Genomic DNA, 26971 nt, shown 5'->3' with positions numbered 1-26971 from the left:
CTGTCGAGTATTGACGTGAAGCCTCACCTGCGTTTAAGTACGCCCGGTAACCAAGTCACTCTTCCGTGTGCCGGAGGCTTCCCGTGGGTAAGTCGATTCGTGGCGCCGATGCCTCAGCGTTGACCGGTACGGCGGATCTGCTCATCGCGGTGCACCCTTTCGGTGTGCCGTCCGCGCGGTTCACCGCGGCGGCGACCCGCGCCGGTGCACTCGGTGTCCTGGACCTGACCAGCGGAAACCGGGCGGCCCGCGAAGAACTCGACCTGGCAGGGGACTGGCTCGCGGCCGGCTTCGGTGTCCGCGTCGCGGGACCGGTCGAGCTTCCGCCCGCGGTGCACACGGTTCTGCTCGCCGCGGGCGCCTCAAAGTCCACTGTGGAGTTCGTGGGCCGGCGAGTGCTCGCGGAAGTCACGAGCCGGGACGACGCCGTGCGAGCGGTCGCCGCCGGCGCGGACGGGCTCATCGCCCGCGGTCACGAGGCGGGCGGCAGGATCGGCGAGCTCGGGACCTTCGTGTTCCTGCAGCGGTTGCTGGCCGATCCGGCGATCGGCGTCCCGGTCTGGGCGTACGGCGGGATCGGCGCGCACACCGCGGCCGCCGCCGTGGCCGGAGGCGCCGCCGGTGTTGTCCTCGACACGGCGTTCGCGCTGCTCCCCGAAGCGGAGCTCCCGTCGGACGTCACGACGGCACTGGAAGGTCTCGACGGTTCCGAGACCATTGTGGACGGTGGTGTCCGGCGGCTCCGCCGGCTGCCGGTGGAAGCCGGGCAGGACGCCTTCCTGCCCGAGCGGTTCCGCGCCCGCTGGGGCACCCTCCCGGCCGCGATCCACGGCGTTCGCGCGTCGATCGCCGAGGGGCTCACCGCTTCCGGCGGCCCGTCGCCGCTCGCGCAGGGCCCGATGACCAGGGTCAGCGACCAGCCCGAATTCGCGCGCGCGGTCGCCGCCGGGGGAGCGCTGCCGTTCCTGGCTCTGGCGTTGTCCGGGCCCGCGCAGACCCGCGAGATGCTCGAAGCGACCAAGGCGGCGTTGGGCGACGCGCCCTGGGGTGTCGGCGTGCTCGGATTCGCGGCCGAGGACGTCCGTGCCGCGCAGCTGGAGGTGATCCGCGAGATCCGGCCGAGTCACGCGATCATCGCCGGTGGCCGCCCGGCACAGGCGAAGGCGCTGGAAGAGGTCGGCATCTCGACGTTCCTGCACGTCCCGTCTCCGGGATTGCTGCGCCAGTTCCTCGAAGCGGGCGCGCGCAAGTTCGTCTTCGAAGGTTCCGAATGCGGCGGGCATGTCGGGCCGAGGGCGAGCTTTCCGTTGTGGGAAGCCCAGATCGACGTGCTCCGCGATTACGCGGCCGAGGTCGAGGTGTACTTCGCAGGCGGAGTCCACGACGAGCGATCGGCCGCGATGGTCGCCGCGGCCGCGGCACCGCTGACCCGGCGCGGCGCGACCGCAGGCCTGCTGATGGGCACCGCGTACCTGTTCACCGAGGAGGCCGTCCGCGCGGGCGCGGTCCTGCCGTTGTTCCAGCGCCAGATCGTCGAAGCCACGAGCACCGACCTGCTGGAGACGGCGCCGGGGCACGCGACACGGTGCGTGCGTTCGGCGTTCACGGCCGAGTACGCCGAGCTCAAACGTGCGCTGAAGGACCAGGACGTGCCGGACCGCGAGGCCTGGGAGCGGCTGGAGAAGCTCAATGTCGGACGGCTTCGCCTGGCGAGCAAGGGGATCGAGCGGGTCGGGGACGAGCTCAGCCCGGTCGCCGAAGACCGGCAGCTCGCCGAAGGCATGTTCATGGCGGGCGACGTCGCCGTGCTGCGGTCCGAGGTCACGACGATCGCCCGGCTGCACGAGGCGGTCGGCCCGGGGGCCCAGGCGTTCCTCGCCGCCCGCGCCGCCGAGCTGCTGGAAGCCCCGGGCGAGGAGCCCGTGCCGGAACCGCTCGACATCGCCATCGTGGGGATGGCCGGAGTCTTCCCGCAGGCAGGGGATCTCTCCGCGTTCTGGGCGAACATCCTGTCCGGAGCGGACTCCGTGACCGAGGTACCGGCTCGGCGCTGGGACCCGGCGCTCTACTACGCCCCCGACGGCGATGGCGAGAAGACGCCGTCGCGCTGGGGCGGTTTCCTGCCGGAGATCCCGTTCGACCCGCTCGACCACGGAATCCCGCCCGCGTCGCTCGCGAGTATCGAACCGGTCCAGCTGCTGGCCTTGGAAGTGTCCCGGCGGGCGCTCGCCGACGCCGGATACGCCGAACGAGCCTTCGACCGATCCCGAACGTCGGTGGTCTTCGGCGCGGAAGCCGGGAGCGACCTGTCCAACGCGATGACCTTGCGGACCGTGCTCCCGTCCTACCTCGGCGAACTCCCGGCCGACCTCGACCGCCAGTTGCCGCGGCTGACCGAGGACTCGTTCCCCGGGGTGCTCGCCAACGTCATCGCCGGCCGGGTCGCGAACCGGCTCGACCTCGGCGGCGCGAACTACACGGTCGACGCGGCGTGCGCCTCGTCGCTGACCGCCGTCGACGTCGCCTGCAAGGAACTCGTCGCCGGCACCAGCGACCTCGTCCTGTGCGGCGGCGCCGACCTGCACAACGGCATCAACGACTACCTGCTGTTCTCCTCGGTGCACGCGCTCTCGCCGTCCGGCCGATCGGCCACCTTCGACAGCGACGCGGACGGGATCGCGCTGGGGGAGGGCGTCGCGTGCGTCGTCCTGAAGCGGCTGGCGGACGCCGAACGCGACGGCGACCGCGTCTACGCCGTCATCAAAGGGGTCGGCAGCGCCAGCGACGGGCGGGCGCTCGGTCTCACCGCGCCGCGGCCGAAAGGCCAGCACACTGCGCTGACCAGGGCGTACCGCAACGCCGGGATCTCCCCGGCGCGGGTGGGGCTGGTCGAAGCCCACGGCACCGGCACCGTGGTCGGCGACCGCACCGAACTCGCCACCCTGACCAAGGCGTTCACCGAGGCGGGCGCCGAACCGGGCCGGTGCGCGCTCGGTTCGGTGAAATCGCAGATCGGGCACACGAAATGCGCCGCCGGGCTGGCCGGGTTGATCAAGGCGAGCCTCGCGCTGCACACCGGCGTCAAACCGCCGACCCTGCATCTGGCGAAGCCGAATCCGGCGTGGGATCCGGCGACCAGCCCGTTCGCGTTCCACACCGAGGCCCGGCCGTGGGCCGGCACCGAACGCGTCGCCGGGGTGAGCGCCTTCGGGTTCGGCGGCACGAACTTCCACGTCGTCCTCACCGCCCATGAAGGCGCTGTCCCGCCCGCGAAAACCCTCGACGAATGGCCGGCCGAGCTCTTCCTGTTCGCCGGCAAGGACGACAAGGACGCCCAGGATCTACTGGCCGCCACGGGGCAGGGCTGGCGCTTGCGGGATCTGGCGCTCGCCGCGTCCCGCCGGGCGGAAAGCCGGGGCGGCCGGACCAGGTTCGCCATTCTGGCGTCCACTGTGGACGAACTGGCCGGGTTGCTGCGCCGGGCCATCGCGGGGGAGCGGGACGAGAACGCGGGTATCTTCGCCGCCGAGGACGCGCCGGTGGGCGAGATCGCCTTCCTCTTTCCAGGGCAGGGCAGTCAGCGGCCGGGGATGTTCGCGGATCTGTTCGTCGCGTTCCCCGAACTGCGGCGCTACCTCGCGCGCGCCGGGAGCACCGTCGACGTCCTGTTCCCGCCCGCCGCCTTCGACGAGGCCGGCCGCGAGGCCCAGCATGCCCGGCTGACGGATACGCGGGCCGCGCAGCCCGCGCTCGGGATCGTGGGGCTCGCCGCGCACCGTCTGCTCGGGACGGCCGGGGTCCGGCCCTCGATGGTGGCAGGTCACAGCTACGGCGAACTGGTCGCGCTGGCCGCCGCCGGTGCCCTGAGCTCGGCTTCGCTGCTGGAGCTCAGCCGGGCGCGCGCGGCGGCGATCCTCGGCGCGACCGGCACCGGAGACCCGGGAACGATGGCGGCCGTCGCCGCGAACGCCGCCGACGTCACCGAGGTGCTCGCCGCCGAGGGCCTGACCGGGACCGTCGTCACCGCCAACCGGAATTCGCCGGAACAGACGGTGATCTCAGGTCCGACCGCCGCCGTCGGGGTGGCGGTGGACCGGCTACGGGACCGCGGGATCGGGGTGAAATCCCTCCCGGTCGCGTGCGCGTTCCACAGCCCGTTGGTCGCCCCGGCGGAGACGGAGTTCGCCGGCGTGCTCGACACCGTCGCGGTCCGGGAACCGGAGATCCCGGTGTGGGCGAACCGGACCGCCGCGCCCTACCCGTCCGCCCCGGACGGGATCCGCGCCGAACTGGCCGCGCAGATCGGTGCGCCGGTGCGGTTCGCCGACCAGATCGAGGCCATGTACGAGGCGGGCGCCCGGACGTTCGTCGAAGCGGGCCCCGGCTCCGTCCTCACCCGGCTCGTCGGTGCCGTGCTCGGCGGCCGTCCACATCGGACGGTCACCCTCGAAGGCCGCCGCCGCACCGGGATCCCCGGCTTCCTCGCCGCGTTGGCGAGGCTGGCGGTCGCCGGTGCGGACGTCCGCACCGGACGGCTGTTCACCGGACGCGCGGGCACGGACGCGTTGTCCGCGCGTCCGCCGAAGAAGGCGGGCTGGACCGTCGACGGACACCTCGTCCGCACCGCCGACGGTGAGATCCCCACCACCGCCCTGCACCCTGCCCAGCGAATCCCCACGGAGGCGATCGTGACTTCCCGGCCAGGCACCGACGGCGGTGAGGCGCTCATCTCGGAGTTCCTCCGCACCAGCCGCGAGATGATCGCCGCGCAACGGGACGTCCTGCTCGGCTACCTCGGTACCGATCCCGGTGTCCGGCCGGCCGCGCCCGTCGTCCTTCCCGCGGTGCCCGAGCCGGTCCCCGAGCCCGCCCGCGTCGAGATCGCACCCGAACGTCCGGTGTTCGACGTGTTCGGCACCGTCGTCGAAGTGATCGGGGAGCGGACCGGCTATCCGGTGGACATGATCGAGCCGGACCTGGACCTCGAAGCCGATCTGAGCGTCGATTCGATCAAACGTGCCGAGATCGCCGGGGAACTCGCGGCCCGGCTGGGCCTGACCGACGGCGATCCCGAGGTCCTCGCCAAGGCCCGGACGGCGGCGGAACTCGCCGACCTGCTCGGCGGCGTGCCCTCCGGTGACGGCGCTGCCCGGCCCGCCGAGGAGAACGACGCCGTCGTGGTGGCGCCGAAGCGTTATCTGATGCGGGAATTCGATCTCGCCGACGCCGCGCCCGCCGACGAGGAACTCGCCGGGCTCCGCTTCGCCGTCGTCGGTGAAGGCCAGGTCGCCGAGATGCTCACCGCCCGGCTCGCCGGATACGGCGCCGAAACCGAGCTGGTCCAGGGCGTACCTGAGCACGGCGCGGACGGCGTGTTCCACCTGTCACCGGCCTTCCCCGACGATTTCCCGCTGTACCAAGCGGTCCTGGCGGGCGGTCCGCGCTGGCTCATCGCGAACGGCCCCGCCGACGGTGCCCGCGGTTTCTTCCGGACGGTGGCCAAGGAGTACCCGGACACGGTCGCCCGCGTGGTCGAGCAGGCACCCGAATCCACTGTGGACGAACAGGTGGAGACCCTGCTCGCCGAGCTGTCCGCCGGGGACTGGGAGCCGGTCGTGGTCCGCCGCGGCGGTGCGCGGCGTGGTCTGCGGATGACCGAGGAAGGCCTCGGCCTGCTCGGCAGCACGGGCGCCGGTCCGGCAGGCGACGGGACGGCCGAGGCCGAAGCGCTCGGCCTGGACCGGGATTCGGTCGTCCTCCTGGTCGGCGGGGCGAAGGGCATCACCGCCTGGCTGGCCACCACGCTGGCCTCGGCGTCGCGGTGCCGTATCGAACTGTTCGGCCGTACCGCCGTGCCGATCGACGGCGAGGAACCGGAGATCGCGACCGCGACGACGACGGAAGAGCTGCGTGCCGCCCTGATCGGGAGCGGGCTGTCCAAACCGGCCGAGATCGAGCGGACCATCCGGCTCATCGAGTCCGAACGCGAGGTCCGCGGAACACTGCGGCGGATCGGCGACCTCGGCAGCCCGGTGCGCTACCACTCGGTGGACATGCTCGACGCGGAGGCCGTGCACCGCGCGGTCAAGGAGATCCACGCCGAACACGGCAGGCTCGACGGCATCGTCTACGCGGCGGGCGTCATCGAGGACAAGCTGATCGCCGAAAAAGACCCGGTGTCCTTCGACCGGGTCTTCGCCACCAAGGTCGAAGGAGCGAGCACCCTGCTCGCGGCGGCCGGTGAACTGCCGGAGGCGCCGAAGTTCGCCGTCTTGTTCGGCAGTGTCGCCGCGACACTGGGAAACCGCGGCCAGTCCGACTACGCGGCCGCGAACGACGCGCTCGAGGCGCTCGGCCACCGATGGTCCACTGTGTACGGACGTCGCGGCCTCACCGTCCATTGGGGACCTTGGGCGCCCACCGGGGTGAACAACGGGATGGTCACCCCGGAACTGATGCGGGACTACGCCCGGCGCGGGATCGAGCTGATCGACCCCGAGGAAGGCACGTTGAGCCTGCTGCGCGAACTGGCGTGGGGCGACGAGGGGCTCACGGCCGTCACCTACACCGCGTCGGGGTGGTGACCGGTGGCCGAAACGCCCCCGATCGCCATCGTCGGGATGTCGGTGCTGTTCCCCGGCGCCCCCGATCTCGATACCTACTGGCGCAATATCGTCGACGGTGTCGACGCGATCACCGAAGTCCCGGCCGATCGCTGGGATCCGGGCTTCTACCAGCCCGACGCCGAACCACGGGCGGACCGGATCTACTGTCATCGCGGAGGTTTCGTCGGTGAACTGGCCGAAGTGGACGTCACCGGCTTCGGCGTGATGCCGTCGTCGGTTCCCGGCACCGAACCGGACCAGCTGATCGCGCTGCGGGTGGCCGCGCAGGCCATCGCCGACGCGGGCGGCGAGCACCGGCTGCCCGCCGACCGGCAGCGGACCGGCGTCATCCTCGGCCGCGGTGGCTACCTGACACCCGGTCTGGTGCGGCTCGACCAGCGGGTCCGCACGGCCACCCAGGTCGTCCGCACCCTCGGCGAACTCATGCCCGAACTCGGCGGCGAGCGGCTGGAGGAACTCCGTCAGGCGTTCACCGACCGGCTCGGCCCCGAAGCCCCCGACGCCGCGATCGGGCTCGTGCCCAACCTCGCGGCCTCGCGGCTGGCGAACCGGCTCGACCTGCGCGGACCCGCGTACACGGTGGACGCCGCCTGCGCTTCCTCGCTCGTCGCCGTCGACCACGCCGTACGCGAACTGGCGACCGGGCGGTGCGACGTCGTGCTGGCCGGCGGCGTGCACCATTGCCACGACGTCACGTTCTGGAGCGTGTTCTCCCAGCTCGGCGCATTGTCGCGGAGCCAGCGGATCCGGCCGTTCCATGAGGACGCGGACGGGGTGCTGATCGGCGAGGGCACCGGGGTCGTCGTGCTGAAGCGGCTCGCGGACGCCGAACGGGACGGCGACCGCGTCTACGCCGTCGTAACCGGGACCGGTGTGGCCAGCGACGGCCGGACCGCCGGACTGTCCACTCCGGACAGCGCCGGACAGGTCCGCGCGGTGCGGCAGGCCTGGAGCGCCGCGGGGATCGACCCCGCCACGATCGGTCTGCTCGAAGCGCACGGGACCGCCACCCCGGCGGGCGACGCGGCCGAACTGGCGACGATCGCCGAGGTCTTCGGGCAGGCGCAGGAGCCGACCGCGGTACTCGGCTCGGTCAAGTCGATGATCGGGCACACCATGCCCGCCGCGGGCGTCGCCGGACTCGTCAAGGCCGCTTTGGCCGTGTACCACGGGGTTCTCCCGCCGACCTTGCACTGCGAGAACCCGCATCCGGCCCTGGCCGAGACCCGGTTCGAGACACTCGGCGCCGCGAAGGTCTGGGAGACCGACGACCGGCGGCCGGTGCGGCGGGCCGGGGTCAACGCGTTCGGCTTCGGCGGGATCAACGCCCACGTGGTCCTGGAACAGGCCGCGACACGGCCCGCCGTCGAGGTTTCCGAGCCCGAACGGGTTCTGCGGCTCTCGGCGCCGACCGTCGCCGAGATGGGCTGCCTGCTCGATCACGACGACGTCCTGAGCGAGAGTGACACCGGTCGCGGCCGGGTCCGGCTCGGGCTCGTCGACCCGACGCCCAAGCGGCTGAACCTGGCCAGGAAAGTGGTCGCGAAGGGCAGACCCTGGCGCGGCCGCAACGACCTCTGGTTCGTTCCGGAACCGCTGCTCGGCGCGGGCGGGGGCAAGCTCGCGTTCGTCTTTCCCGGGCTGGAGAACGAATTCGAAGCCCACGCCGACGACATCGCCCGGCATTTCGGTGTCCGCTGGGAATCGCCGGACGTCACCGTCGGCGATGTCGGCAGGCACGGCAAGGGCGTGTTCCAGCTGGGCAGGCTGCTCGACACCGCGTTGCGCACGTTGTGCGTCACGCCGGACGCGCTCGCCGGGCACAGCCTGGGGGAGTGGACCGCCATGGCCGTCGCCGGAATCCATGCCGACACCGAGGTCGACGCGTTCTTGGCGGGCTTCGATCCCGACGCGCTCAAGGTGCCGGGGCTGGCCTTCGCGGTGATCGGCGCGGCCGCTCCCGCGGTCACCGAGATCCTCAAAGGACAGTCCGAAGTGGTCCTTTCCCACGACAACGCACCCAATCAGTCGATGATCTGCGGGCCGGCGGAGGCCATCGACGGATTCATACGCGGATTCCGCGCGGACGGCGTGATCTCCCAGGTGCTGCCGTTCCGGTCCGGCTTCCACACGCCGATGCTCGCCCCGTATCTCGGCCCGATCCGCGAGGCCGCCGAGCGCTACACGCTGCATCGGGCGAAACTCCCGGTCTGGTCAGCCACAACCGGGAAGCCCTACCCGGCCGCCGCCGCGGAAGTGCGGGACCTGTTCGTCCGGCACCTGCTGGAGCCGGTGCGGTTCCGCGGTCTCGTGGAGAACATGTACGCGGCCGGATTCCGCGCGTTCGTGCAGACGGGTGCCGGACAGCTCGGGTCGCTGATCGGGAACACCCTGCACGACCGCGAACACCTCGTCGTCGCCGCGCATTCCGCGCACCGGCCCGGTCTCCCGCAACTGCTGCGGACCGCGACGGCCCTGTGGGCCGACGGCGCCGATCCGGCGTTCCGGCTCCTGCCCGGTCAAGGCGGTGCGAAACGCGGCCGGACGATCCGGCTCGATCTCGGCGGCGCACTGGTGTCCCTCGACGAACGCGTCCGGCGCGGCTTCCGTCCGCCGGCGGTCAAAACGTCCACGTTGGACAGAATCGGGGAACGGAACCCGCTGGCAGCCGAGTTCTCCGGGCTGCTGGCCGACACCGCCGGCCTGGCGGCCGAACTGTTCTCCGCCAGGTCGGCGCCCCGGATCCGGCCGTTGCGCACCGAACTCCGCGTCTCCGTCGAGACCATGCCGTATCTGCTCGACCACTGTTTCTTCAAGCAGCCACCCGGCGCGGAACCCGCCGACTCATGGCCGGTCGTGCCCGCCACCACGGCGATCGGGCACCTGATGGACTTCGCCGAACAGGCCGCGCCGGGCCGCCGCGCGGTCGCGCTGGAGGACGTCCGGCTGAACCAGTGGATCGCCGCGACCCCCGCGCTGGACGTGCCGGTGACCGTGGTGCCGCAAGGCCCTTCCCAGGCCGGTGTCTCCCTCGGCGACTACTCCAGGGCCGTCATCGATCTGCACCCCGGGTTCCCCGCCGATCCGCCGGGGCCGTGGACGTTCCCGGCCGCCCGGGAACGGACGCCGGACCTGCGCGCCGAGCAGCTCTACACCGATCGCTGGATGTTCCACGGGCCGAGGTTCCAGGGCGTCGAGGAACTGGTCGCGGTGGGGGATCGCCACGTGCGCGGAGTACTGCGGACTCCGGCCGCGCCGGGGGCGCTGCTGGACAACGCGGGGCAGCTGCTCGGGTACTGGATCATGTCCCGGCTGCCCGCCCGGACCACGGTGTTCCCGGTGGGGATGCGGCGGATCCGGTTCTACGGCGAACATCCCTTACCGGGGGACCGGGTCGACTGTGTCGTCCGCATCGTGTCGGTGACCGACGCGGAACTCGAAGCGGACGTCCAGCTGATCCGTGGCGGCCGGGTCTGGGCAGAGGTCGAGGGCTGGCGCGATCGCCGGTTCGACAGCAACCCGGTGATCCGGGCGATGGACCGGCGGCCCGAACGCGCCACGCTGTCCGAAGCGCGTCCCGGTGGCTGGGCACTGGTCCGCGAGCAGTGGCCGGATCTGGCCACCCGCGAGCTGATCATGCGGAACGTGCTGGCGGGTGCGGAAAGACAGGCGTACGCCGACCAGCCGCCGCGCCGGAAACGGGCGTGGCTGCTCGGCCGGATCGCGGCGAAGGACGCCGTGCGTCGTCTCTTGTGGACAGACGGTGCGGACGACATCTTCCCCGCCGAGCTGCGGATCGGGAACGACTCGTCGGGGGCGCCGACCGTCTCGGGCGCCTACGGCAGAAGCCTGCCGGAGCTCACCGTCTCGATCGCCCATCGGGACGCGCTCGGCGTCGCCATCGCCCGGCGAGGGCCCTGCGGGATCGACATCGAGGCCGTGGAAGACCGGCCGGAGAGCACGGTCGCCGCCGCGCTCGGCGCGGCGGAACGTGCCCTGCTCGGCGAGCCGGAAGCGTTGTGGTTCACCAGGTTCTGGGCCGCCAAGGAAGCCGTCGCGAAACGGCTCCGCACCGGCCTGCGCGGTGATCCGCGCGCTTTCACCGTCGTCGGCGCGGACGACGGGCGGCTCACCGTGGAGGTGGGCGATGCCCGGTATCCGGTGTGGCACACCACGATCACCACACCGGCGAAGGATTACGTCGTCGCTTGGACGGAGAACGAAGAATGACCACTGAAACCGTGGCGGCCGGGACCGTGCTGGCCGACATCACCGCGATGCTGCGCGAACTACTCGAGGAGTACGGGCTGGACGACGCCGAAATCGGCCGGGACACGAAGTTCCACGACGACCTCGAACTGGAGAGCATCGACCTCGTGACGCTGTCCGGGCGGCTGCGCGACCACTACGGCGACAAGGTCAACTTCGCCGAGTTCGTCGCGGAACGCGAACTGGACGAGATCATCGCGCTGACCGTCGGCGAACTGGTCGATCACGTGGTCACGTCACTGGCGGGGAGGGCCTGACCATGGCGAAGGTCAAGGTCGGCGACCTCGACGTCCACGTCCAGCTGCTCGGGGCTGTCGGGCCTTCGGACGGTGAAGCGCCGGTCGTGGTGTTCGTCCACGGCCTTCTCACCGACAGCCTGGCGAGCTACTACTTCACGCTCGGGCCCGCCTTCGCGGCGCAAGGCATCGACGTCGTCATGTACGACCTTCGCGGGCACGGCCGCACGACGCGGCCCGCCACCGGCTACCGGCTGGAGGAGTTCGTCGCCGACCTCGACGGCCTGCTCACCGCGCTCGGGATCGACCGGCCGGTGCACGTGGCCGGGAACTCGTTCGGCGGGTCGATCGCCTTCGGGCTCGCGGCTTCGCGTCCCGAGCGCGTCGCCAGCGTCGTCGCCATCGAAGCGGAACCACCGGTGCGCGCCTGGGCCGGGCATATGGCCGAAGGGCTCGCCGACGCGAAGAACCGGCTCGCACACGACGAGGTGATCGGCTGGATCGCCGAGAACCACGGCGCGCACACCGCCCGGCTGTCGAAATCCGCGTACAAGATCCTCGCGGCCACCACGCTGGCGGAGGACATCCCGCTGAGCCGGACCATCGATGACGACCTCGCGGCGGTCCGCTGCCCGGTGTTCGCGCTGTTCGGTGACCTGTCCGGGCTCTCGGCGCAGGTCCCGGACCTGGAGGCGAACCTCGACCGCTGCCGCACCGTCGTCCTGCCGGACCAGGGACATTCGGTGCTCGTCGAGCGCACCGCGGAGACGTCGGGGCTGATCCTGGACTGGGTTCGCGAACACTCGTGCGAAACGGCGGCCTGAGTGGGCAGATTCCTCTTCGTCACCCCGCCGCTGACCGGGCACGTGAACCCCGCGGTCGGGGTCGCGGCCGCCCTCACCGCGCGCGGGCACCAGGTCGCCTGGGCGGGGCGGCCGGAGGTCATCCGGCGGCTCGCCGGCGACGGCGCCGACGTGTTCCCGTGCGCGATCCCGCGCCACCTGCCCGAACGCGACGCGAGCCTCAAAGGGCCGGCGGCGTTCCGGTTCCTGTGGGAGGAGTTCCTGATCCCGCTGGCCGAGGCGATGGCGCCCGGGGTCCGCGCCGCGATCGGCCGGTTCCGCCCGCAGGTGGTGGTCGCCGACCAGCAGGCCATCGCGGGCGGTCTCGTCGCCGACGGTCTCGGCCTGCCGTGGGTCACCTCCGCGACGACGTCCGCGGAGCTCGTCGACCCCTTGGCCGGGCTCCCCAAGGTGGCGGCCTGGCTCGACGAGCTCCTCGACGGCCTGCGAGCGCGGATCGACGGCGGCCCGGCCGACCCCAGGATGTCGCCGCACGGCGTGCTCGCGTTCACCACCCGCGAGCTGCTCGGCCCGGCCGCGCTGCCGAACCGGGTCCGGCTGGTCGGGCCGTCCATCGGCGGGCGCGCGCCCACCGGCGACTTCCCGTGGGACCGGCTCGACCCGGCGGTGCCGACCGTGTTCGTCACCCTCGGCACCGCGAACGCCGACGCCGCCGGGGACTTCCTCCGCGCGGCCGCACGGGGACTCTCCGAGGTCGACGGGATCCAGACCGTCGTCGCCGATCCGGGCGGAGCGGTGGGGCCGGTGGGGGACACGGTGCTCGTGGTGCCACAGGTGCCCCAAATGGCACTTCTGGCCCGCGTGGACGCCGTCGTCTGTCACGGCGGGCACAACACCGTCTGCGAAAGCCTGTGGCACGGGGTGCCGCTCGTGGTCGCGCCGATCCGGGACGACCAGCCGATCGTCGCCGGCCAGGTCGTCGACGCGGGCGCCGGCGTCCGGCTGCGGTTCGGAAAGGCGAAACCCGAACGGATCGCGGCCGCCGTGACCAGGGTGCTGGGCGATCCGGGGTACCGGTCGGCCGCCGAAAAGGTGGGCGCCTCGTTCCGGGAGGCGGGCGGGGCCGCCACTGCCGCGGATCACCTGGAGGCTCTGCTCGCCTAGTCAGATGGCGGCGGAGACGTCGTGCAGGAGCCGGCTGACATCCTCGCCCCAGCGGGAGACGATGACGAGATCGCGTTCGGGATCGACCCACAGCACGTGCCTGCCGCCGTTTCCGCGGGCACACCGGCCACTCGGTGGAGCGGCCGGGAAGACCTGCCGACGGTCGTTGAGCCACCAGAGGTAGCCGTAATCCGGGTTGTGGTCGCACGGGCGCCAGGTGCGATCGATCCACTCGCCGCCGAGTAGACGGCGGCCGTGGTGTTCACCGTCGCGCAGGTAGAGCAGGCCGAGCAAGGCGAGGTCGTCGGCGGAGATCCACAGGCCGCCTCCCCAGTGCGCTCCGCCGCTGACGACCGGCACGTCTTCACCGTCGATGTCGGTCGTCGCACCGCGGTAGCCGTGCCACGACCAGCTGCCGGACGCGCCCATCGGCCCGAGGACGCCGTCCCGCAGCACTGAGGGCAGCGGCCGGGCGAACAGGCGGGTGAGTGCGAGGCAGAGCAGGTTCACCCGGACGTCGTTGTAGGCCCACCCCGCGCCCGGAGGAGCGTCCCATGGCGCGCTCCCCGGACGGTGGCTCGCGGCGTCCGCCCAAGCCGGTTTACCCCAGAGTTCGCCGCCCCATTGGCTGGTCTGCTGCAGCAGGTGGTGCCAGGTGATCGCACTCGCGTGCGGGCCGGTCAGCTCGGGCAGGTCGAGCGTGTCGGTCACCGGCTGGTGGAGCTCGGGGATCAATCCGGCGTCGAAAGCGAGGCCCGCGACGGTCGACACGACACTCTTGGTGGCGCTGAACGCCATTTCGGGCACACCGGGATCACCCCAGGACGCGACGCGCTCCCCGCCGTGGACGACCACCCCGCTCGCTCCGGAGGCGGGCAGCACCGGCCCGATCACCTCCCGATGGGAGTCGTCGGCCACCTGAGAATCCAGGTAGCTCTTCATATCCTCGATTCCCGGCGTGACACGCGCCTGCTGTGCCATCGAGGCGGCACGGATGACGGACAGCTTCAAAGGACACCCCCCTCACACACGGTGTCCAGGGTCCTCTACTCGGCTAGCTCTTGAAAAGCGTGCGTGTAGGGACTCTCCTGGAGGGGTACCAGCCTTCAGAAGGTGTGTCCTCGTGCTGGGAGTCGCCATGACCGCCGTGAAGCCCTCTCCACGACCGGAGGCCATCCGCTTCGGCGGGCGGACCCGTGCCCCCAAGGGGAGTGTGTTTCTCAGCGTCGTCCGTACCACCGACCACAAGACGATCGGCGTGCTCTACCTGAGCACCTCGTTCGCGTTCTTCCTCATCGGCGGGTTCATGGCGCTGCTGATGCGCGGCGAGCTGGGCAGGCCGGGTATGCAGTTCCTCTCGCAGGAGCAGTACAACCAGCTGTTCACCATGCACGGCCTGATCATGCTGCTGCTCTACGCCACCCCGAACCTCTTCGCCTTCGCCAACTACATCCTGCCGCTGCAGATCGGGTCCCCGGACGTCGCCTTCCCGAGGCTGAACGCGTTCTCGTACTGGCTTTACCTGTTCGGCGGGCTGATGGTGCTCAGCTCGTTCCTGACGCCGAGCGGTGCGCCCGACTTCGGGTGGACGATGTACACGCCGCTGTCCAACGCCGCGCACACTCCCGGCGTGGGCGCCGATCTGGTGATCATGGGGCTGATCATCTCCGGGCTCGGGACGATCCTCGGCGCGGTCAACATGGTCACCACGATCCTCTGCCTGCGCGCGCCCGGGATGACCATGTGGCGGTTGCCGCTGTTCACCTGGAACATCCTGTTCACCACGATCCTGATCCTGGCGGTCTTCCCGATCCTCACCGCGGCCCTGTTCGGGCTGGAGGCGGACAGGCGGCTCGGCGCGCACGTCTTCGATCCGGCCAACGGCGGGGCGATCCTGTTCCAGCATCTGTTCTGGTTCTTCGGCCATCCCGAGGTGTACATCGTCGCGTTGCCGTATTTCGGCATCATCACCGAGATCGTCCCGGTGTTCAGCCGGAAACCCTTGTTCGGCTACAAACTCATGGTGTTCGCGACGATCGCGATCACCGCGTTGTCCTTCGCCGTGTGGGCGCACCACATGTTCGCCACCGGCGCGGTGCTGCTGCCGTTCTTCTCCATCTTGACCTTCCTGATCGCGGTGCCGACCGGGATCAAGTTCTTCAACTGGATCGGCACCATGTGGAAGGGGCAGCTCACCTTCGAGTCACCGATGCTGTGGTCGATCGGGTTCATGGTGACGTTCCTGCTCGGCGGGCTGACCGGGATCATCCTCGCCGCGCCACCGCTGGACTTCCACATCCACGACACCTATTTCGTGGTGGCGCATTTCCACTACGTGCTGTTCGGCACCATCGTGTTCGCCACCTTCGCCGGGATCTACTTCTGGTTCCCCAAGATGACCGGGCGGATGCTCGACGAGCGGCTCGCGAAGCTCCACTTCTGGACCACCTTCATCGGCTTCCACATGACGTTCCTCGTCCAGCACTGGCTCGGTAACGAAGGAATGCCGCGCCGCTACGCCGACTACCTGAGCACGGACGGTTTCACCTTGCTGCACACCATTTCCACGATCGGCGCGTTCCTGCTGGGCGCGTCGGTGCTGCCGTTCCTCTGGAACGTCGTCCGCAGCTACCGGTTCGGGGAGGTCGTCGAGGTCGACGACCCATGGGGACACGGGAACTCCCTGGAATGGGCGACGACCTGTCCGCCGCCGCGGCACAACTTCTTCGATCTGCCGAGGATCCGGTCGGAACGGCCGGCGTTCGAACTCCACTATCCGCATATGGTTCCCCGGCTGCGCGCCGAGGGGCATACGACGCCGTTCCAGCGGCGTGACCGGCCCACCCCGTCGGAGGTGGTGGCGGACAAGACACTCAAGGACGACGACTCCGCCTGAGGCGAGGGAATGAGGTACCGCGCATGATTTCGATGGACGTCGAGGGGATGGCAGTCCTGGCCCCGGAAGCGGCACCGGTGATGTTGCTGCGGGAACGGGAAGGCGAACGCCGCTGGCTGGCGATCACGATCGGTGGTCCGGAGGCGAGCGCGGTGGCGCTCGCACAGGAGCGGATCCGGCTGCCCCGGCCCGGCACGATCGAACTGATCGGCCAGGTCGTCGAGTCGTTCGGGCACCGGGTCACCGGAGTCCAGGTCACCGCGCTGCGGGACGGCATCTTCTTCGCCGACCTGGTACTCGATTCCGGTATCCGCGTCTCGGCCCGGCCGAGCGACGCGGTCGCGATCGGCTTGCGGGCCGGGGTCGGGATCGAGGTGGCGGACGCGGTCCTGGAGGTCGCTTCGGTGCGGGTCGAGATCGTGGGAAGCGGGCCGGACGCGGAACTGCCGATGGTGCCCTCCGACCCGGTCGCGCAGGAGCGGGAGGTCGAGGAGTTCCGGGCGGCGCTGGACAAGATCGCGCCCGAGGACTTCGGGGACCAGCCGCCCGCCGATTAGCTCCCTGGAAACGCTATGAACGGGACGTTCCTTGCAAAATTTGCAAGGAACGTCCCGTTCATAGCACTCGTGAGGGGGAGGGTTACTGCTTCGCCAGGCCCTCTTCGATCGCCTCGATGATGCGCGGCCGCATCTCGGCGGCGCTGATGATCGCGTCGACCGAACCGACCTTCACCGCACGCTCGATGCTGTGCACGCCGTCGAACTCGGACGCGACCGCGCCCAGCTTCTCGGCCCGCACCGACGACTGGACCTCGGCCAGCTCCGCGGCGAGCGCGGCGCGTTCGGCACCGGCCGCCCCGCTGAGCTTCTCGGTGAGCGACCGCACCCGCTGATCCGCCGCGGTCCGCGCGTTGACCTCACCGGCGAACACGACCGCCGCGGCGGGCGCCCCGCCGAGCACGGAGGCGAACGAGCCTTCCAGCGCCAGCACCGTCATGTTCGGGTTCAGCGCCTTCGAGAAGACCACGAACGCGCCGCCGTGGTACCGCGAGATCACGGTGAACACGATCGGGCCCTGGAAGTTGACGATCGCCCGGCCGATCTCCGCGCCGTACTCCAGCTGCAGTTTCCGCATCGACTCCGGCGAACCGTCGAAGCCGGACAGGTTCGCCAGCACCACCAGCGGCCGGTTGCCGCTGGCCGCGTTGATCGCCCGCGCCGCCTTCTTCGACGACCGCGGGAAGAGCGTGCCCGCGGTGTAGGTGTCCGGGCCGTCGGTGGGCGGGAAGCCGCGGCGCGGCACCGAACGCGACTCGATGCCGAGCAGGCATACCGGCCGTCCACCGAGGTGCACGTCCTGCACGGCCGCGGTCTCCGCGTCGGCCATCCCCGGCCAGCGTTCCAGCACCGGGTGGTCCTGATCCGACAGGGCGCGCATCACGGTGCGGATGTCGAACGGCTTCTTGCGGTCCGGGTTGGCCTCCCGCGAGAAGATCTGGCCGACCGTGGTGAAGTCGCTGTCGACGGCCGCGTGCGGGAACGACGAGATGTCCCGGTCGATCGGGTCGTTCGTGACCGCCTTGCGCGGACCGGACTCGTCCGGTGCCACGTAGGTGTGGTCGTAGTGCGACATCAGCACGTCGCGCGCAGCGGCGAGGTTCGGCGCCCAGTACTGCGCCTGGCCGTTCGGGCCCATGACGCGGTCGTAGCCGCCGATGCCGAAGTTGTCCTCGGCCGAGACGCCACCGGAGAAGTCGAGGGACTGCTTACCGGTCAGCACCATCGCGGAATCCGGCGTCATCACCAGGATTCCCTTGGTGTGCATGAGCATCGTCGCTTCGGCGTTCCAGTACGGTTGCGCGCCGACGTTGATCCCCGCGACGACGATGTTGATCTCGCCGCCGTCCTGGGTGAAGTGCACGATCCGCTTGAGCGCGGCCGCGACCCAGTCCATGTTCTCGGTACCGGACTCCATCGAGATCCGGGCCCCCGCCGAGAGCGCGTACCACTCCAGCGGGACCCTCAGCCGCTCGGCGAGGTCCAGCGCCGCGATCACCCGCGAGCACTCCGGCTCGGACAACGCGCCGAGCGCCTTCGTCGGGTCACCCAGCAGCACCACGCGCTTGACGCCCTCCGGGTGGCGTTCGGTCGGCGTGGTGACCACACCGGCGACGATCGCCGCCTTGTTGCGGCCCTTCTTCCGGTCGACCGGGACGAGGGTGTTCGTGTCGTCCATGTCGTACTCGGTGAACGAGCCGAGCATCTCGGTCAGCTCGTACGGGTACACGGTGTCGCGGCGACGGGCGCGCAGCACGTTCTGGCGGTAGTCGTCGAGCGGCAGGATCGGCTCGGTGGTGGGCTCGGAAAGCGACATCTGCACGCCGCCGCTCACGTCGTAGCCGATGCGCACGGCGACCTCTTTGACCTCGCCGGTCGCGCGGTCGCGCTGCCTGCCGAGGAACTGGACCTCTTCGAGACCCGCGCCCGCCGTCGACGGCTGCACACGCTGGGCGACCGTGTTCAGTTCCTCACCGGTGAGCTCACTGATCGGCCACACGTACAGCATGATCCGGTTGGTGTCGAAGCGCTTCTTCGGCGGAAGCTTCGCCTGCACCTCGCGGATCGCGTCGAGGCAGCCCGCCAGCGTGCCTTCGACCGCGGGCAGGGCCAGCAGCTTGCCGTCGTTGTCCCGCAACGGGGTCAGGTCACGGACCTGGGCGAGCGCGACCAGCCGCTGATCCGACGGGTTCATCGGCGAGACGCACTTGAACAGGTAGACGTCCTCGTCACCCGACGGCAGGCGCGTGAGATCGAAGTTCGCCAGTCGCTGCAACTGCATCCGCTGGGCGATCAGCGGGTGCAGGCCGCGGATGAGCCGCTCCTCGCTGAACCCGGTCGAGGACGGGCGGAAGGTGAAGTGGTGGTGCATCACCGCGCCGCCGTGTCCGGCGACGGTGGTGGTGATACGCCGGATCCGGCTCGGCAGCGCACCGGCCGTGAGGGCCTCGCGCAGCCCCGCGGCCATCGCGTCGTCGTCGGCCGACTCGTCGTCCCACGTCAGGTAGAGGTCCGCCTCGACGTCGGTGTCGGCGGGCAGCTGGGCGGCGAGATCGGCGACCGCCTTGATCGCCGCGGGCAGCCCGGCGCGGTCGACGGCGGTGGTGGCCATGTGGAACCGCTCGTCCGCGTCGGCGTAGTCACCGGTGACGAAGGTGCAGCCGCCGACGGTGACCTGGCCGACGCCGGTGAGCGCGCGGTTGCCGTAGTAGCGGCGGCTCAGCACTTCCAGCAGCGGCGTGTGATCGGTGCCGGGGCGGCCGATCCGCTGTCCGAGCAAGCGCACCAGCGGTTGCGCGCTGGCCAGCATGCTCGCGATCCGCTCGGCGCGGTCCGGCGAATCCGGGTGCAGGTCGAGGTGACGCAGGTGTTTGCGGACCTCGCTGTACACCTCGGCGCGGGTGCGGCGCAGCAGCGGCTGGGCGAACCAGCGGAACACCACGCTGCGCGCCAGGTCGCCGACCACCGGGAAGCGGAGCTGGGTCGCGGCGATGAGCTGCTCCAGCGCCTTGCCCGCCGGCTCGCGCATCGACTCGAACGGCTGCGGCTCGGTGAGCCACTGCCGCAGCAGCGCGGTGACGATGGCGACGTCGGACGCCGTCCGCTGCTGGGCGAGGAAGATGCGGAAGACCGCTTCCTCCAGCTCCGGCGTCCGCTCCAGATCCTGGATGCCGTAGTGCGCCAGCACCTTCTTGAGCTTGTTCTGGAACGACTCCGACAGCCCGGCGCGTTCGACGTCGAGGCTCTGCAGGTACGTGTGGAAGAACTCGCGGGAGCTGTGCACCCGGTTGTCCGTCTTGGCGTCTTCGCGCGCCGGCTTGTTGCGCATCAGCTCGGACAGGTCGGCGAATACGGTCAGCAGCTCGACCTCGCCCTCCAACGGGCGGTCGCCGTTGCCCTCCAGCTCGGCACGGGCGGCCAGATACGCGCTGAGCGTGCGGCGCTCGTCGTGCGGGTCGACGTCGAAGCCGAGCAGGAGGCTGCGCAGATCCTGCTGTCCCCGCGTGATCCGCTGCGCCGCCGACGTGCCGTCCGGCTCCGCGGGCAGCTCGATTTCGACGCTGCCGGTGTCCTCGGCGACCTCTTCGCCTTCTTCCGCCACCGGTTCGAGCCGCAGCAGGGGAGCGCCGGTCTCGACCTGGCTGCCGACCGAGACGACGCATTCACGCAGCTTCGCCCGGAAGGGCGCGCGGAGCACCGTCTCCATCTTCATGCTTTCCAGCACCAGCACGGGTGCGCCCGCCTCGACCTCGGCGCCGACCTCCAGCGGGGTCGCGACGACGAGCGCGGGCGCGGGGGAGCGGACGACGCCGCCCTCGTCACGGCTGATGCGGTGGGTGATGCCGTCGACCTCGACCAGGTGGATCGGGCCGTGGGTGCCGGTGACCAGGCGGAACCGGGTGCCGTTGACGGTGATCTGGCCGGTGTGCTCGTCGAACCGGTCGACCTCGACGTCGGCGGGGTGGATGTCGCCGCCGCCTGCCGAAACGCCGACGCGGAACCGGCGGTGGCCGATCCTGGCGACGCTCACGCGGTACGCGGCGCCGCGCAGCTTGAGGTCGAGCGGACGGCCGCTCTCGTGCTGGACCTGCGGGCGGCCACCGTGCGCGGTGGAGAGGAGCCGCTGGCGCTCGACGGCTTCCTCGTCCTCGTAGGCCTCGATCGCGGCGGCCGCGAGCGCGATCGCCGAATGGCGGTGGGTGACCAGCTTGCCTTCGCCGCGGACCCGGTCGATCCAGCCGGTGTCGGCGCTGCCGTCGATCACTTCGGACTGGTCGAGCAGGTCGAGGACGAAGCTCTTGTTGGTCGCGCCGCCCTCGATGATGACCGTGGTCTGCGCCATCGCGCGGCGCAGACGGCCGAGCGCCTCGTCACGGTCGCGGCCGTAGGCGATGATCTTCGCGATCATCGAGTCGAAGTCGGCCGGGATCGTGTCGCCTTCGCTGACCCCGGTGTCGACCCGGATACCGGGGCCGGCGGGCAGGTCCAGGCGCGCGATGCGGCCCGGCGACGGGGCGAAGTCGCGGTCCGGGTCCTCGGCGTTGAGCCGCGCCTCGACGGCGTGACCGAATTCGGCGGGCTGGACGCCTTCGAGCTTGCCGCCGGAAGCGACGTGCAGCTGGGCCTTGACCAGGTCCATGCCGGTGGTCAGCTCGGTGATCGGGTGCTCGACCTGCAGGCGGGTGTTGACCTCGAGGAACGCGAACAGCTTGTCGCCGGGGTGGTAGAGGAACTCGACCGTCCCGGCGCCGCGGTACTCGACCGCGAGCGCGAGCCGCTCGGCGGACCGCTTGAGCTCGTCGGCCTGCTCGGGGCTCAGCACCGGGGAGGCGGACTCCTCGATGATCTTCTGGTTGCGGCGCTGCACCGAACAGTCGCGGACGCCGAGCGCCCACGCGGTGCCCTGGCCGTCGGCGATGACCTGGACCTCGACGTGCCGGGCGCCGGTGACCAGGCGCTCCAGGAAGACGACGCCGCTGCCGAAGGCGCGCTCGGCCTCCAGGCTGGTGCGCTCGTAGGCGTCCTTGAGCTCGTCGGCGGAAGTGATGACGCGGATACCGCGGCCGCCACCGCCGGCGGTGGCCTTGAGCATCAGCGGATAACCGATCTCGGCGGCCGCGCTGATCGCCGCGTCGAGGTCAGCGACGGCGCCGCGGCTCCACGGAGCGACGGGCACGCCGACCTCTTCGGCGATCAGCTTCGCGCCGATCTTGTCGCCGAGCTTGCGCATCGCGTCCGCGCTCGGACCGATGAAGGTGACGCCCAGCCGCTCACACAGCTCGGCGAAGGCCGGATCCTCGGCCACGAAACCCCAGCCGACCCAGGCCGCGTCGGCCCCGGTCTCGGTCAGCGCCCGCTCCAGCACGGCGAAATCGAGATACGGGCGCGCCGACGCGGGCCCGAGGTTGTAGCTGATGTCGGCTTCCCGCACGAACGTCGCCGACCGGTCCGCGTCCGTGAAGAGCGCGACGGTCTCGATCCGCCGTCCGGTCTCCGCCGAAAGCTCGCGGACGGCGTGGATGAGCCGCATCGCGGCTTCTCCGCGGTTGACGATGGCGACACGACTGAACACCGACTGAGCCTCCCAAGTGCGTGACACAACAGCTGACGTCCCGCCGGATCACGCGCGGGACAGTCTCCTGTACCTGTTTAACAGCCTGCCTCTTACCGGCCGGTACGAGAATGTCGCCGGTGGCGCATGCCGAGGGCCGGGGATTGTAGGAACCCGCCAAAAAGTGGCCTGGAACACCTAGCGGAGGGGCCTGATGACGTCATGAAGTGGACAACTGATGGCTCGGCTTGTCAGTCAGGGTCGCGAGGTGTCACCGGGTGTTCACGCCGGTTTCACCGGGGTGGTCGTGGCTTGCTCCTGCTGCCTGTGGTGGGGTGGCCGTTTTCCGGCGACGGTCGGCAGCGGGTGATGGCGTCGCCGCGGCTTTGTCGGTTCTCGGCAAGGACGAGCGAGGGTTCTCGGCTGAGGGGTGTTGTAGTCGTTTTTCGGCAACGAGAGTCGAGGGTTCGCGGGCAGGGGAGCGGTGGTCGGTGCCGTGGCGTTGTCGGCCAGAGCCAGTCGGTTTGTGGAGGGGTGTTTTGTGCTGGCGGTCCGTGATTGAGCCGTGGTCGTTTTTCGGCAACCCGGCCAGCGTCGATGGCGGACACGGCGTGGCCGTTTTCCGGCGACAGCTCAGAACGGTGGTGGTTCCTCGGCACGGGGCTCATGCAGCGGCGGAGGCGTACTGTCGTAGCTCCGCCCGGTGGGTGTGGTGATGGTGAGGGTGCCATCCGATGCCAACTGGTAGTTCCAGCCGGGTTCGTCTTTCAGCCGATGGTCCCGGCGGCAGAGATCGACCAGCTCGGTGTCGGCGGTATGGCCACCGTGTTGCCACGGCAGCGAATGATCGAGATCGCACGCCTGCGCCACCCGATGACACCCCGGTCTTCGGCACTCACGATCCCGCACCCGCACGAACTCGTCCAACCCCGCCGTCGGCCGATACCGGTCGCGGCCGAGGTCGAGGACCTGCCCGGAGAGTGGGTCGGTGATGATCCGCCGCAACACCGTATTCGAACCGCTGGCGATGTGGCGGGCCAGCGACGCCGGAATATGCCCGTGCCCGGCCAGCTCCGCGGGATCGTCGTTCAGGCCGAGGTAGGTGTTGAGGTCCATGTAGAGAAATACTTCGGAGCGTTCGCTCTTCCCGCCCTGGCCGCCGAGTAGAAGGTCGAGGGCGACATCCGCCCGCAACTGATCCAGGGTGCGGGTCTCCCCGCCGGCCCGTAATGCCCGTGCTTCGCGGTCGATGCGCGTATACGCGGCGGCGACTTTCTCCACCGGGCCATCCTCGACTTCGATGGAGGCCACCCCGGTCTCACCCTGCCGCACCAGCACACGACGTCCGGCACGATTGCGTTCGGTCCGCCGGGCCGCACCGTCACGGTCGGCCATCATCGCGGCGTGGTTGGCCGCTTTGCGGATCTGGTCGGAGTTCCGGTCCGGCAACCGGTCCTCCAAGACGGCGTCGACCGCGCGGGCGTCGTCGTCGGAGAGCCACGCGGTGGCGGCGGCGACTTTCATCGCCCCATATCCACCCACCTTCCCCTGATCCAGCAACCCCAGCGTGCGGGGCAGACGAGACACCAACGCCTGAGCCGTCGACACCAGCCCAGCCGCGTGACCATCCACAACGGACAGTTCGAACGCGACCTCCTGCACCACGCTGGCGGCATCGTCACGATGACGGCCCAGCTGTCTCAAGGCACGAAACCGGACGGCCTCCAGTCGTGCGATCCCTTCCGACGCCGCCACCGCCGCAGCGATAGCGTCCTTGTCTCCCAACGAATCCAGCGAAGCATTGACCTCCCTAAACGCATCCGACTCGGTGATTTCCTTCAACAGCGCCACAGTGGCGTTAAGAGTGTCCACACCCAGAACCTACAACCGACCACCGACAATATTCGGCTCAGTAGTAGTGCCTCAGCTCGCTCCAAAGTGCAGCCCAAGGCCGGGAAGTCCCCGCACACAAGGAAATTCGCACTCCCTGCTCCTCGTTCTCCACCCCGAGGCCGTTGTCGTGCACCGCGGCCTCGTGGCATCCGGTGAACCAAGCCGGAAGATACGGGCCTACGACGACCACGGGGCCTGTAGCGGTAGAAGGAGGAGGTCCCCAGTCCGCATAGGACATATGCCCCGAGTACACGGAAGGAAGCCCGTAGTACTCCAAAGCTCCCGCCTGCCCGTAGTTCCGCGTGAAGATCACCGCGGTCGAGCGCTGCTCCGCCGGGATTCGCTCCCAGACCCGGGTGACCGAAGAAGCCAGCTCGGGCCAGCCCGCCTGCTCACCTTGTTCCTTGTTCACCACCAGAACCGGCGCCAGCGCGGACACCGGCAGCAACGGCAGTCCGACGACGAGGGAGGTCGCGGCACCCGTCACGGCCAGCACCGCCGCTCCGACGCGACGCGAGACCCGGTCCAGTGATCGCAGGCAGGGTTCGGCGCCGGCCGCCGTGAGCAGCAATAGAAAAGGTGCCGAGTAGTACGGTTTTCCGCCCAATATCAGCAAAATCACGCATAACAACGGATAAGCCAGCGCCAGGGAACGAGCCCAGCGCAGTTCGGGATCACGCCAGAGCCGGAGACCGCCCGCGATCCAGACCGGCACGACCACGGGCGCCAGATACAGCAACTGCATCGGCACGAACAGGATCCGGTTCTCCGCGCCGTCGTCCTCGCTGATACCGGAAGCCACGGTCAGCAAAGGGAAATCGTGCGCCGCCTGCCAGATCACGGCCGGTGCGGCCAGCACGAGCGCGAGCAGGATCCCGGCGGCGAGCCAGCCGCTGCGGAACACCGTCCGCGGGCCGACGGTGACCACCGCCAGGCCGATCGAGGCGACCATCAGCAGGACAAGCCATTTGCCTTCCAGACCGATGCCGATGATGGCGCCGATCGCGAGCCACCACCGTCCGTCACCGGTGCGGAACAGGCGCAGGACCGTCAGGCCCAGCGCGCTCCAGATCACCAGGTCGACGGTGGCCGTCGACAGCATGTGCCCGTCGACCACGACGAACGCCGACAGCGCGGTCGTCGCGGCGGTGAAAACCTGCGCGCCACGGCCGCCACCGAACTCGCGGGCGACGAGCGCCAGTAGGACCACCGTGGCGGCGGCGCACAGCGTCGCGGCCACGCGCAGGCCGGCGGGAGTGGCGCCGAAGACGTCGGTGGAGAGCCTCGCGAGCAACGGCGTCAGCGGCGGCTGATCGACGTAGCCCCAGGCGAGCCGTTTCCCCGCGGCGAGGAAGTACAGCTCGTCCCGGTGGAAGCCGTACCGTCCCGAAACCAGCGTCAGCACCAACACTTGGATCGCGACCACAAAACCGACCGGACCCCGAGCGAATCGCTCCATCGCGCCTCCCCAGACGCGGCGAATCCTACTGTGCGGGCGGTGCCAGTTCGACCCTGTTGCGGCCGCCCTGCTTCGCTCGATAGAGCGCGGTGTCGGTGGCGACGAGGAGGTCGTCGACGCTGGTGATGTTGGCCGCCGGATACAGCGCCCCGCCGATGGACACCGTCAGGTCGGTCAGCACGGTGTCGCGATCGGGCAGCGCGACCGAGACCACCGCCACCTGGTGCCGGATCCGTTCGGCCACCTGGCGCAGCGTCTCCTCGCCGTGGATGTCCGGGATGACGATCGCGAACTCCTCGCCGCCCCACCGCCCGCAGACGTCCTGTTCGCGGACCTCGGCGAGCAGCGCGTCGCCGACCGCGCGCAGGACGAGGTCGCCGTTGGGGTGGCCGTAGGTGTCGTTGATCGTCTTGAAGTTGTCGAGGTCGAGGAACAGCACGCCGAGTTTGCGGCCGGCGCGTGTGCGGCCCAGCTGTTCTTCGGCCAGCTGACGCCAGCGGCGTTTCGTGACGAGGCCGGTGGTGGCGTCGGTGTGCGCATCGCGCCGGTACTGCGTCAGCAGCAGCCCTCGGTGCAGCGCGACCAGCGCGATGACGACCCCGACCAGCACCAGCGGGTTGGCCTGGACGAGGACGACGGCCGTCACGAGACCGAGGCCGAGCGCGCCCGCCTCGAGGATCTGGTCGCCGAACCCGGAGAACAGTTCGCCGATCGACTTCGGCGGCGACGAGAGCGCGATCGCGATCATCACCAGCACGGTGTTGATCGCCCAGCGCAGGGCCGCGGCCACGATGATGACGGCGAGGTCACCCAGTCCGGCGAGCAGCCCGGAGTCGGGCGCGCCGGGGTAGTGGCGCATGCCGAGGCTGAGGACGACGACGGCGGCCTGCGTACCGCAGAGCACCGTCGCGGCGGAAAAGATCCACCGATGGGGGAGGACCGGCCGTTGGTGCGGCCAGATCCGCAACCATGCGATGGTGTAGGTCACCACGACCATCGCGGCGGCGAGCACCGGAGGCAGCGCGATGACGGCGGCGACGCTCCAGACCGCCTTGGTGTCGACGTAGGCGACCGATGGGGCTCTGTCGTACTCCCGTTGGCGTTCGATCTGCCGGGTGCCCTCGATCGCGATGGCCGCGCAGAGCGTCAAGACGCCGAACCGGACCAGGTCGGTACCGGTCACCGGGACCAGGCGGGCCGTGGCGGCGGTCGAGAGGACTGCGATGAGATTCACGACCAGGACGTAGGAACGCACAGGTCGCGGCAGGCTCCACAGGTGCCAGGCCCTGAGCCGCCGCCGCGTGCCGCCGAGTCGTCCGTCCACGCACCCTCTTCCGTCGGTGATCTACACCGTAATCGAACCGGGACTGCGACGACCCTCGTTGTCCGGACGATAAGACACGCGGCCCCGAATTCCCCCGGACAGCCCAACCGAAACGAGGGAGGTGCACCGATGCAGGACAACAACTGGTGAGTGTTTTGCCGGGTAGATCGCTATTTCGAGGGAGGTGAACGGA

12 protein-coding genes are annotated in these 26971 nt (G+C 70.2%); 7 read left to right on the top strand and 5 right to left on the bottom strand.

The features are described 5' to 3' along the window. Positions 1 to 83: 83 nt before the first annotated feature. The 5 genes from ACIBTM_RS06245 to ACIBTM_RS06225 are packed head-to-tail and all read left to right on the top strand — an operon-like array spanning position 84 to position 13098. Positions 84 to 6584, top strand: coding sequence for an SDR family oxidoreductase (locus ACIBTM_RS06245; protein WP_395875469.1), 6501 nt, complete (start codon positions 84 to 86; stop codon positions 6582 to 6584). Positions 6585 to 6587: 3 nt separating this feature from the next. After that, on the top strand, positions 6588 to 10856 hold the full coding sequence (locus tag ACIBTM_RS06240; RefSeq protein WP_395875468.1) for a beta-ketoacyl synthase N-terminal-like domain-containing protein: 4269 nt from the start codon (positions 6588 to 6590) through the stop codon (positions 10854 to 10856). Beyond that, positions 10853 to 11152 carry an acyl carrier protein gene (locus ACIBTM_RS06235; RefSeq protein ID WP_395875467.1) on the top strand — a complete coding sequence of 100 codons (300 nt, stop codon included), beginning with the start codon at positions 10853 to 10855 and terminating at the stop codon, positions 11150 to 11152. The genes ACIBTM_RS06240 and ACIBTM_RS06235 overlap by 4 nt, the downstream gene beginning before the upstream one ends. Positions 11153 to 11154: 2 nt before the next feature. Next, complete coding sequence (locus ACIBTM_RS06230; protein WP_395875466.1) at positions 11155 to 11955, top strand: alpha/beta fold hydrolase; 801 nt, start codon at positions 11155 to 11157, stop codon at positions 11953 to 11955. Next, complete coding sequence (locus ACIBTM_RS06225; protein WP_395875465.1) at positions 11956 to 13098, top strand: glycosyltransferase; 1143 nt, start codon at positions 11956 to 11958, stop codon at positions 13096 to 13098. Here the strand turns inward: ACIBTM_RS06225 and ACIBTM_RS06220 are convergent, their stop codons facing one another. Continuing rightward, complete coding sequence (locus tag ACIBTM_RS06220; RefSeq protein ID WP_395875464.1) at positions 13099 to 14109, bottom strand: serine hydrolase domain-containing protein; 1011 nt, start codon at positions 14107 to 14109, stop codon at positions 13099 to 13101. It abuts the gene before it with no gap. Between the two features lie 127 nt (positions 14110 to 14236). Here ACIBTM_RS06220 and ctaD point away from each other — a divergent pair, with 127 nt between their 5' ends. Together ctaD and ACIBTM_RS06210 are read left to right on the top strand one after the other, a co-directional pair. Beyond that, the gene (gene ctaD / locus ACIBTM_RS06215; RefSeq protein WP_395875463.1) at positions 14237 to 15994 is read left to right on the top strand and encodes a cytochrome c oxidase subunit I; all 1758 of its coding nucleotides are present in this window, start codon (positions 14237 to 14239) and stop codon (positions 15992 to 15994) included. A 23-nt stretch (positions 15995 to 16017) separates the two neighbouring features. Continuing rightward, positions 16018 to 16551: a bifunctional nuclease family protein gene (locus ACIBTM_RS06210; RefSeq protein WP_395875462.1), complete on the top strand. Its 534-nt coding sequence runs from the start codon at positions 16018 to 16020 to the stop codon at positions 16549 to 16551. An 82-nt stretch (positions 16552 to 16633) separates the two neighbouring features. Here ACIBTM_RS06210 and ACIBTM_RS06205 read toward each other — a convergent pair whose 3' ends face one another. The 4 genes from ACIBTM_RS06205 to ACIBTM_RS06190 all read right to left on the bottom strand — a co-directional run bounded on the left by ACIBTM_RS06205 (position 16634) and on the right by ACIBTM_RS06190 (position 26778). Next, positions 16634 to 22123, bottom strand: a complete 5490-nt coding sequence (locus ACIBTM_RS06205; RefSeq protein ID WP_395875461.1) for a carboxyl transferase domain-containing protein — start codon at positions 22121 to 22123, stop codon at positions 16634 to 16636. A 612-nt stretch (positions 22124 to 22735) separates the two neighbouring features. Then, entirely contained in the window at positions 22736 to 23896 is a 1161-nt protein-coding gene (locus tag ACIBTM_RS06200; protein ID WP_395875804.1) for a DUF222 domain-containing protein, read from the bottom strand. Positions 23897 to 24011: 115 nt separating this feature from the next. Then, on the bottom strand, positions 24012 to 25454 hold the full coding sequence (locus ACIBTM_RS06195) for an ArnT family glycosyltransferase (RefSeq protein WP_395875460.1): 1443 nt from the start codon (positions 25452 to 25454) through the stop codon (positions 24012 to 24014). A gap of 25 nt (positions 25455 to 25479) precedes the next feature. Further along, the gene (locus ACIBTM_RS06190; RefSeq protein ID WP_395875459.1) at positions 25480 to 26778 is read right to left on the bottom strand and encodes a diguanylate cyclase; all 1299 of its coding nucleotides are present in this window, start codon (positions 26776 to 26778) and stop codon (positions 25480 to 25482) included. Positions 26779 to 26971 lie beyond the last annotated feature (193 nt).

The sequence above is a fragment of the Amycolatopsis sp. NPDC049868 genome (assembly GCF_044461365.1).
Classification (GTDB): domain Bacteria; phylum Actinomycetota; class Actinomycetes; order Mycobacteriales; family Pseudonocardiaceae; genus Amycolatopsis.
Note: the sequence above shows the minus strand (reverse complement) of the source record. Positions and strands in the feature narration are given on the sequence as shown.